The organism is Phenylobacterium sp., assembly GCF_025351295.1.
Lineage (GTDB): Bacteria > Pseudomonadota > Alphaproteobacteria > Caulobacterales > Caulobacteraceae > Phenylobacterium.
Window position 1 is genome coordinate 1 of record NZ_JANXWD010000127.1, and the last position, 6,490, is coordinate 6,490.

General features: G+C 67.4%; 6 protein-coding genes and 1 pseudogene. 4 read left to right on the forward strand and 3 right to left on the reverse strand.

Features of this window, described 5'->3' with window-relative positions:
- The 4 genes from Q0R13_RS17910 to Q0R13_RS17925 all read left to right on the forward strand — a co-directional run.
- Positions 1–1,775, forward strand: a 1,775-nt coding sequence (locus Q0R13_RS17910; protein ID WP_293906482.1) for a TonB-dependent receptor, incomplete at its 5' end; no start/stop codon positions are given.
- Between the two features lie 87 nt (positions 1,776–1,862).
- A complete protein-coding gene (locus Q0R13_RS17915; protein WP_293906484.1) occupies positions 1,863–2,897 on the forward strand; it encodes an amidohydrolase family protein in 1,035 nt (344 codons plus the stop codon).
- Positions 2,898–2,963: 66 nt separating this feature from the next.
- Positions 2,964–3,599, forward strand: coding sequence for an NAD(P)H-dependent oxidoreductase (locus Q0R13_RS17920; RefSeq protein ID WP_293906486.1), 636 nt, complete (start codon positions 2,964–2,966; stop codon positions 3,597–3,599).
- Between the two features lie 75 nt (positions 3,600–3,674).
- Entirely contained in the window at positions 3,675–4,571 is an 897-nt protein-coding gene (locus Q0R13_RS17925; protein ID WP_293906488.1) for a TetR/AcrR family transcriptional regulator, read from the forward strand.
- On the opposite strand, the gene Q0R13_RS17930 is transcribed toward Q0R13_RS17925, so the two are convergent.
- The 3 genes and pseudogenes from Q0R13_RS17930 to Q0R13_RS17940 all read right to left on the reverse strand — a co-directional run.
- Positions 4,507–5,139 carry a TetR/AcrR family transcriptional regulator gene (locus tag Q0R13_RS17930; RefSeq protein ID WP_293906491.1) on the reverse strand — a complete coding sequence of 211 codons (633 nt, stop codon included), beginning with the start codon at positions 5,137–5,139 and terminating at the stop codon, positions 4,507–4,509. The genes Q0R13_RS17925 and Q0R13_RS17930 overlap by 65 nt on opposite strands.
- A 101-nt stretch (positions 5,140–5,240) precedes the next feature.
- A complete protein-coding gene (locus Q0R13_RS17935) occupies positions 5,241–6,113 on the reverse strand; it encodes a VOC family protein (RefSeq protein WP_293906494.1) in 873 nt (290 codons plus the stop codon).
- A gap of 122 nt (positions 6,114–6,235) precedes the next feature.
- A pseudogene (locus Q0R13_RS17940) lies at positions 6,236–6,373 on the reverse strand (IS3 family transposase); the annotation flags it as partial.
- Between the last annotated feature and the right edge of the window lie 117 nt (positions 6,374–6,490).

Genomic DNA, 6,490 nt, shown 5'->3' on the forward strand with positions numbered 1-6,490 from the left:
CCGACAAGCTCAGCTTCGTGCTAAATGCCGGTGCCTCATACACCGGCGTATACTGCTGCTCCTCAACTGTGCGGGTCAGCGTCAATCCCACCCGGGCCTTCGGCTTGTCCGCCGCGGCCTTCGGCGTGGTCCCGGGTCCTAACAACTTCGAGGTCGCCGCTGATGGTGACGTGAATGGCTGGGGCAGGCTGCAGAACATCTCGCTGACGGCCGAGTACGACTGGAACGGATTCCAGGTTACCTCAATCAGCGCCTACAACCAGACGAAGCGCCGCAACTTCTACGATGCCGACCTGGCGAGCTATAACTTCGCGAACGGCACTGGCCAGTACATCAACTTCCAGAGCACGAGCCAGGAGTTGAGAGTGGTCTCGCCACTGGGCGAGAAGTTCGACTACGTGGCCGGGCTCTACTATTCCCACCAGAACAACCTGGGCCTCATCGCGCAGGCCGGAACCTTCACCGCTCCCCTTGCCGGAACTATCGTCGCTCCGCCGACGGCTGTCGTCGGCGCCAACGGTGCGCGGGCCCACGTGACCGGTGACAGCTATGCCGCCTTCGGGCAGGGGGCCTTCCACTTCAACGATCAACTGTCCCTACGGGTCGGTGGCCGTGTCACGCGGGACGAGCTGAAGCTGAACTACACCACTGGCGGGGTATATGATCCGTCGCTTCCGTTACTGCTCGGCGTGCCGGCGCCCGTGGCTCCGCCCGCGACGCCGCCGTTCGCGAGCTTCAACCACGTCGGCTTCGATGGCCCGTACGTGACGCCATGTTTCCGGCTGAACGACCCCGCGGTGGTCTCCGGCACGCGCAGGGCCAACTGCTTCCCGGCGATCGAGCAGCAGGTGTCGGAGACCAACTTCTCGTGGCGTGTCACGCTGGACAACCAGTTCACGCCCGACGTGATGGGCTATGTGACGGTCGCGCGCGGCTACAAAGGCCCGGGTTTCAGCGCCCTGACGCTCGGTGGCGCGCTGCTCACGGCGGGCGCCATCGATCAGTCCATCAAGCCGGAGATTCCGACATCCTACGAGGCTGGCCTGAAGTCGTCGTTCTTCGATCGCCGGCTGGTCGTCAACGTCGCGGCCTTCGTGACCGACTACAAGGATTTCCAGGCCCAGGTCACCATCCCCATCGGCATCGGCGGAACCACGACCACGGTGTCCAGGATCCTAAACGCCGGATCGCTCAAGAGCCGGGGCATCGAGGCCCAGGTGGTCGCGGCGCCCGTGTCGGGCCTGACCGTGAGCGTCGCGGCGACGTACCTGGACAACGAATATGGGGACTTCCCCGGCGTGCCCTGCTGGGCTCACACGGAACCGACGCCGCCGTATCCCGCGTCGCCGCCGCAGCCGGGCTGTGGCGTCGCGCCAAATCTTCCCGGGACGGTCAACGCCAAGGGCAATCGTGTCGCCGGGGCTCCGGAATTCCAGTCCGCCGTCGTCGTCTCCTACGACCGCCCGAACCTGATCTCTTCGCTGACGGGCCACTTCAGCGCGAGTTGGAACTGGCAGAGCGACGTGAACTACCTGCCCAACGCCGACCCCTTCGCCGTCCAAAAGTCGTTCGGGCTGCTGGGGGGACAAGTCGGCCTGTCGACCGACGACGGACGCTATCGGGTCAGCCTTTTCGCAACGAACCTGCTCAACAAGCACTGGGTCAGCAACATTTCGCCGTACCCCGTCCAGGCGCTGAATCCGGGTGGCTACGCGCAGAACTTCGGGCCGGAAGCCTTCCGGCACGTTGGGGTCTCCCTCGACGCCAAGTTCTAATCGTGAAGCGGTAGTCGCGGGGCGCGGCGGCGCCTCGCGCCTACAACCGGCCGGTCAGTCCTGATTAACCGGCAAGGGAGGGACGTCATGGCGGAACCCATCCTTGAGCCACACCTGCCGATCGTCGATCCGCATCACCACCTCTGGGATCGAAGCATGGCGCCGGCGCAAGCCGGGCCGCAGCACCCGTTCCTGACCGCCATCGCGCCGGCGCAGCGCTACCTGCTGGATGAGTTGCTGGCCGACATTGGATCCGGCCACAACGTCATCGCCACCGTGTTCCTGGATTGCGTCGCCTTCTACCGCGCCGACGTCCCCGAGGCGCTGCGCCCGGTCGGCGAAACCGAGTTCGTGAACGGCGTGGCGGCGATGAGCGCCAGCGGGATCTACGGGCCATCGCGGGTCTGCGCCGGGATTGTCGGCCGTGCGGACCTGACCCTGGGCGACGGCGTCCAGGCGGTGCTGGAGGCCCACGTCCAGGCGGGCGGCGGACGCTTTCGCGGCATCCGCGTCGGCGCTGCCTGGGACGCCGACCCTGAGGTGCTGGGCCCACTGAACCGGCCGCACGGCGGCCAATACCTGCGCGACGATTTCCGGGCCGGGTTCAGACATCTGGCGCCGATGGGGCTCAGCTTCGACGCCTGGCTGCTGGAGCCCCAGTTGCCGGACCTGATCGACCTGGCCCGCGCCTTCCCGGACACCACGATCATCCTGAACCACGCGGGCACGCCGCTGGGCCGCGGCCGCTACTCGGGCAGGCTCGGGGAACGTTTCCCGGTCTGGCGCGACAACATCGGTGAGCTGGCCAGGTCGCCGAACGTGCATGTGAAGCTGGGCGGGCTGGGCATGGCCTGCTGCAACTTCCCCTCGTTCCTGGCCGAGCCGCGGGCGTCCTCGGCGCAGCTTGCCGGGGAGTGGGCGCCCTACGTCGAGACCTGTATCGAGGGGTTCGGCGCCGGCCGCTGCATGTTCGAGAGCAACTTCCCCGTGGACATGGGCGCCTGCAGCTATGCCACCCTCTGGAACGCCTTCAAGCGTATCGTCGGCGGCGCTTCGGCGGGGGAGAAGGCGGCGCTCTTCTCAGGCACGGCCACCAATGTGTACCGGCTTGCTGGCAGCTGACGCCGGGTATCTATTGAGGAACGCACCAATCTGTGAGAAGATGATCTCAGGTCGAGGAGCCAAGTCATGCAGTCCCGCCGAAGCCGCGAGCCCCGGTCACCGCTGATCGTCGGTCTTGGCGGATCCGCCGGACAGGGCTCCGCCACCGATATCGCGCTGCTCTCGGTGTTGAAGGCGGCAGAGCTCGCCGGCGCCAACACCCGGTTCTTTGGCGGGAGGTACCTGGCGGGCCTGCCATCGTACGACCCCGTCGCCACGGCGCGCACGCCACAGCAGGCGCAGTTCGTCGAGGCTATGCGCGCCGCGGACGGCGTGGTGATCGCCACGCCCGTCCATCACGGCGGCGTCTCAAGCTTGCTGACCAACGCCCTGGACCTGCTGCAGGACCTGCGGGACGACGCACGTCCCGATCTCCGCGACCGGGCCGTGGCCTGCGTGGTGACGGGCGCCGGCGCACAATCGGCCGCCGCGACGCTGATGGCGTTGCGTGGGACGATCCACGCCCTGGGCGGCTGGCCGACGCCGGTCGGTGTGACCGTGGACCTCTCCCAGGTGAAGTTCAGCCTTACCGGTCATTGCGCCGACCCTCGGGTGGCCGCGCAGCTGCAGACCGCCGGGTGTCAGGTGGTGGAGTTCGCGTTGGCCCGCCGTCTCTATGCCGACAGGATTAGCCCCGGCGAATGGGTGGCGGCGAGGGCTTGACGCAGTCGGATCCGGGTTGCCGTCCCCCGCGGCGCGACCTAACCAGAAGCGGTCCTCAGCTCGAAAGCCATGCCGTTGGAGCCCACCTATCGCCTGACCCGCCAGCAGCTCTACGACCTGGTCTGGTCGCGGCCGCTGAGCGCGCTGGCCGCCGAGTTCAAGATCAGCGGCGGCGGCCTGGCGAAGATCTGCGACCGGCTGATGGTGCCGCATCCGCCGCGCGGCTACTGGTCCGGCGCTTCGGCCCGTCGGACCGCGGTTCCGCCGCCGCTGCCGCCCCGGCCGGAAGACTGCGCGCCCGATGTGGTCATATCCGCCGAGCGCGCGCCGTCCAGGCGCAGCCGCACGCGCCTGCCGCTGGCCGCGCGGCGCGACCAGATCGCCGACGCCGCCGCCAAGCTCATCATGCAGGACGGCCTGCATGCCGCGACGATGAAGCGGGTCGCGTGGAGCGTCGGGATCAGCGAGGCGCAGGCGTACAACCACTTCGCCAACCAGCTGGAACTCCTGGCTTATATCGCCCGTCGCGAGCAGGCCGATCTGGATGCCACGCTGCAGGGCGCGATCGATACGGAGAGCGAGTACAACCGCCAGGCGCGCAAATCCTTCTCCGCCTATCTCCGCTACATCGCGCGCAGCGGGAGCCTGCTGCAGACACTCCTGGGGAGCGCCGAACTTCGCGGCGTGCTGCGTGAGGAACACCACACCCGTCGCGAGTGGATCTCGCAGACGACGGCCGAGGGCATGGCGGCGGCGGACGGCATTCCGGCCCATCTGGCCGTGCCCGGCACCATGATGCTTACCGCGATCGTCGTACGGGCTGGCCACCTGCTGGGCCGGGGAAAGGCCCCCGTCGAGGAGATCGAGCGGCTGGCGGACACTATGATGGAGGGTGCCCGCGCGCGCCTCAGGGCGCTGTCGGCCGCCGATCGTTCTGTGCCCCGCGCAGGTGCTCCAGCGCTCCGGCCATAAACTCCAGGCAGAGTTCTCGCGCGAGCGCAGGATCGACCCGCTTGTTGAATACATGCGTGCCCGCTTCCTCGGGGACCGCGGCAAGCAGGCTGACGGTCAGTGACGCGTCGCGGGCGCGGAGCCCGAGTTCGCTCCGCAGCGCGCGAACCAGGCGGCGCGCGGTGCGCTCGATCGCCGCCTTCAGATCGGCGTCGATCCTGCCGGCCATGTAGCGGTCCGACAGCAGGATGCGCAGCAACGACCCATTGGCGGTGACATATTCGAAGTAGAAGAGGCCGCACTGCCGGATCCGTTCCTTCGGATCCACGGCGCGGGACGCGGCCTCCAGCCCACCGGTCAACAGCCCCAGCAGATGGTGGCGCAGGATCGCGTTCACCAGGTCGTACTGGGTCGGGAAGTAGCTGTAGACCAGCCCCTTGCTGATCCCGAGGCCCTGGCTCAGCGTTTCGATCTCAAGGGGCAGAACACCCTGCTGGGTGATCAGCGCCGCGGCCGCCTCAACGATCTGCGCCTTGCGCGCCTCGGGCTGCAGACGATTGCGCGGCGAACGGATTGGCGCTTTCGTCATGAGCGGTCCCGGATCATGTCGGCCACGCTAGCAACGATCCTCGGATTCGAACACGCCGGGGCGACGCGCGCGCCGCTCCCTCATAGCGTCGGCGCCTGGGCTCAGCCAATCGTGCGCTGAGTGAACCCCAGCACCATGCCGAAGGCGCAGGCCGGATCGAGCGTGACGCTGTCGGCGTCCCGCCGCAGGATGACCTGCCCTTTGGCCTCCAGATGTTCGACCGCAGCCGCGATGTCCTGGACCTGAAGGGTGAAGCCCAGGATGCCTTCCCCGTTCCGGGCCAGATCCTGGCCCTCGATCGAGGTTTCGATCAGCGGTTGCAGCGCCTCGATGATGATCTCCGGACCCAGCGAATAGAACGCGCTCCTGCGCTCGCCGGGGATCTCCTCCGATTGCAGCAGCTCGCCGCCGAGGATCTCGCCGTACACCCGATGAGCTTCACCGAGGTCGCGGAACAGCACCGTCACGTGGGAGATCTGGGTGAGCCCCAGTGGGTGGATGCGCCAGAACGCCTGCGACCAGCTGGGGTGAAAGCGCGGGTCGAAGTGAAAGCGCGGGACGGCCGCGAACTCCAGCACGGCGTGGGTGTCCTTGGGGTGGGTCCAGAGTGTTTTGTTCGTGCCCCGCTCGGTGATCTTCTCGCCGAAGGTCCCCGACAGGCGCACCCCATGATCCAGGAACCGGTCGCAGAGGTCGGCCAGGTTGTCCGCGAACATGGCGATGGAGTGCATGTGCTGGCCAAATCGCGCGTGGAACCGGCCGATGGCCGAGTTTTCCCCGCCGGGGATGGGGGCGGGCTGAACGGCCTCGATCACGCAGTTGCCGAAGACGAGCACGGCCGCATCGCGCATGGCGGCGTCGGAGCGCCCGCCATAGGGTCGCAGCGGACAGAAGACCTCGTCATACCAGGCGTTCACCGCGTCGAGATCGCTCACGACATGGGTCAGGTGATAGAGCCGGCCGATACTGAACATGTCGCGCCTTCAAGACTGCGAGGCATCGGACGGCATCGCCGCCGCCCGCCAAGATATTGGTGTCTTGTCAGCTAGATACGTTCTATTTAGTGTGTTCGTCAACATCTCAACGCCCCGACGCGGACCACCAGTTGGCCGATCTTGGCATGCAGCTTATCGATCTCGCCCTCCCGGGCGCCCTCGCTCGCCTCGGCCTTGCCGGAGAACACCCCGGCCAGCCCCTCAATGGCCTGCTTGCGCCACGCCGCGATCATCATCTGCGGGCCTGCCGGATGAGGTAGAGAAGGCCGGCGCCGCGCTCGAGCGGGCGATCCGCGGGCAGGCTAAGGTGATCTGCGACAAGTACGTCCACCCGCCGTACTCGACGGACTTCGCGA

Bases quoted from the DNA above. Each gene is read 5' to 3' on its own strand.
- Q0R13_RS17915 (WP_293906484.1), top strand. From the start codon at position 1,863: ATGGCGGAACCCATCCTTGAGCCACACCTGCCGATCGTCGATCCGCAT.
- Q0R13_RS17920 (WP_293906486.1), top strand. From the start codon at position 2,964: ATGCAGTCCCGCCGAAGCCGCGAGCCCCGGTCACCGCTGATCGTCGGT.
- Q0R13_RS17930 (WP_293906491.1), bottom strand. From the start codon at position 5,139: ATGACGAAAGCGCCAATCCGTTCGCCGCGCAATCGTCTGCAGCCCGAG.
- Q0R13_RS17935 (WP_293906494.1), bottom strand. From the start codon at position 6,113: ATGTTCAGTATCGGCCGGCTCTATCACCTGACCCATGTCGTGAGCGAT.